Consider the following 1671-nt stretch of genomic DNA (forward strand, 5'->3'; position numbering starts at 1 on the left):
TATGTACTGTGTTCTATTCCTTCAAACCTCGTGCTTATCCCTGTTTTAAATAATTTTTCAACTTCATCATAAAGATTGCCTTGATTCTTTTTTAATGTGATTACATAATCTGCTGATTTCTCCGTGATTAACTTCACAATCTCTTTCTGGCAACCAATGGCATCAATTGTCACGATACATCCAGACAATTCTAATACTTTTAATAATTCCGGAATTGCTGTAATTTCATTTGATTTAGAATTTACCTTTACCTGTCCCAATACTAATTTATTTGTAGTTGCCCAAGCACTTACCATTTGGATTGCACAAGAATCATTACTCTTATCATATGAACCACATAAAGTTTTCCCATCAATTGCAACTACTTCACTCGAAGTTATTGTCTGTACTGATTTCATCCAGTTTAAAAAACATGACTGAAATTGCTGCGGATTCAATTGTGCAAATACTCGCGCAAAAGTATCGTGTGATGGTATCCCATTTGGTAACTCCAAAAACGTTTTTAACCACTCAAACTTCGTACAGCCATATAATTCAATTGCTACCCAGCTATCTGCTCCACAGATTACTGCACAAATCGCAATAGTCAAAATATCAATTAACTTGTGTCGCTTTGTGCGATCTATTCGTGGGTCTGACATTTGTGCGAAGTGGTCAGCAATGGTAATTTTGGGCTTAAGCTTCACGCTTTCTTACGGCTTTACTCTACTTTCACTATGACTTTACCATCAATACCCGATCGCTTAACCTCCCTGACACAAGCGACTAGGCTTTTTTTAGTAAACATGTACTACATTTAGATGCGTTCGCCCTGCGGTTCCACCGCATCTGGACTGGGATTACGTCCGATACCATAAGCAGCACTGACTCGCACTAAAGGACAGGTATCAGTTAGCAAGCGAATCAGATAGGGAATAGCTCGTCTATCTTCAATATCACAAAAAGCACGAGCCGCTAGCATCCTTTGCTGCGGTTGGGGATTTTCCAAAAGAGCTAGCATTACTTCTGGATCGGGCTTTGCCACTTCTGACTCGGCCGTTAGTGGCTCCATTTTATCTAGGGGGCTTTCTAGCTCTTCCTCTACATCGAGTAAGCTTAAATCGTCTTCGTCATACATATTTTATTTGCATACCCAGTTGGGATTTTTATGTAACCCCCCACGTCACCAAGTCAAAGCTTGATAGGTTTTAGTTGGATTATTGTACACTTTCTCACCCATCTATTTGACTTTTAGCCGCAGGAGAATTGCCATAACTAACACGCTATAGGATGCTAACTCTATGCACCGGTTTGTTTATTGCTATTGAGTGATTTTACCATCCACAGAGATTGGCTTTCATAACCGAGTTGACTGTAAAGATTTAAAGCGGCTTGGTTGGATTGAAACACCTGCAATCCAATTTGGCGATCGCCTCTTTGAGTTGCCCAATTTTCCAGATATCGTAACAAAGCTGTACCAATTCCCCGTCGTCGATGTTCTGGCTCGACGTAAAGCAGAAAAATGTGAGCGTGGCGATCGCCTCGGACTTGATCTATGGCATTTCCCACCCAGAGACAGGCGATAGGGGAGTGGGGGGATGGGGGGGATGAGGTAGTATTTCCTCCCTTATCTTCCTTATCTTCCCCTGCTCCCCTGCTCCTCTGCACCCCTGCACCCCTGCACCCCTGCAC

The 1671-nt window shown here is 42.2% G+C and carries 2 protein-coding genes and 1 pseudogene; all 3 read right to left on the reverse strand.

The genetic code is table 11. The features are described 5' to 3' along the window. The coding region (locus I8748_RS33495; protein ID WP_198128791.1) for an ISAs1 family transposase at window positions 1-686 on the reverse strand (686 nt) is incomplete at its 3' end. A 128-nt stretch (window positions 687-814) separates the two neighbouring features. Then, window positions 815-1117 (reverse strand): annotated as a pseudogene (locus I8748_RS33500) (HEAT repeat domain-containing protein); the annotation flags it as partial. A gap of 161 nt (window positions 1118-1278) precedes the next feature. Next, window positions 1279-1671 (reverse strand): GNAT family N-acetyltransferase, encoded by a 393-nt coding sequence (locus tag I8748_RS33505; RefSeq protein WP_318781317.1) that lies wholly within the window; start codon window positions 1669-1671, stop codon window positions 1279-1281.

The organism is Amazonocrinis nigriterrae CENA67 (assembly GCF_016056305.1).
GTDB classification, from domain to species: Bacteria; Cyanobacteriota; Cyanobacteriia; order Cyanobacteriales; family Nostocaceae; genus Amazonocrinis; species Amazonocrinis nigriterrae.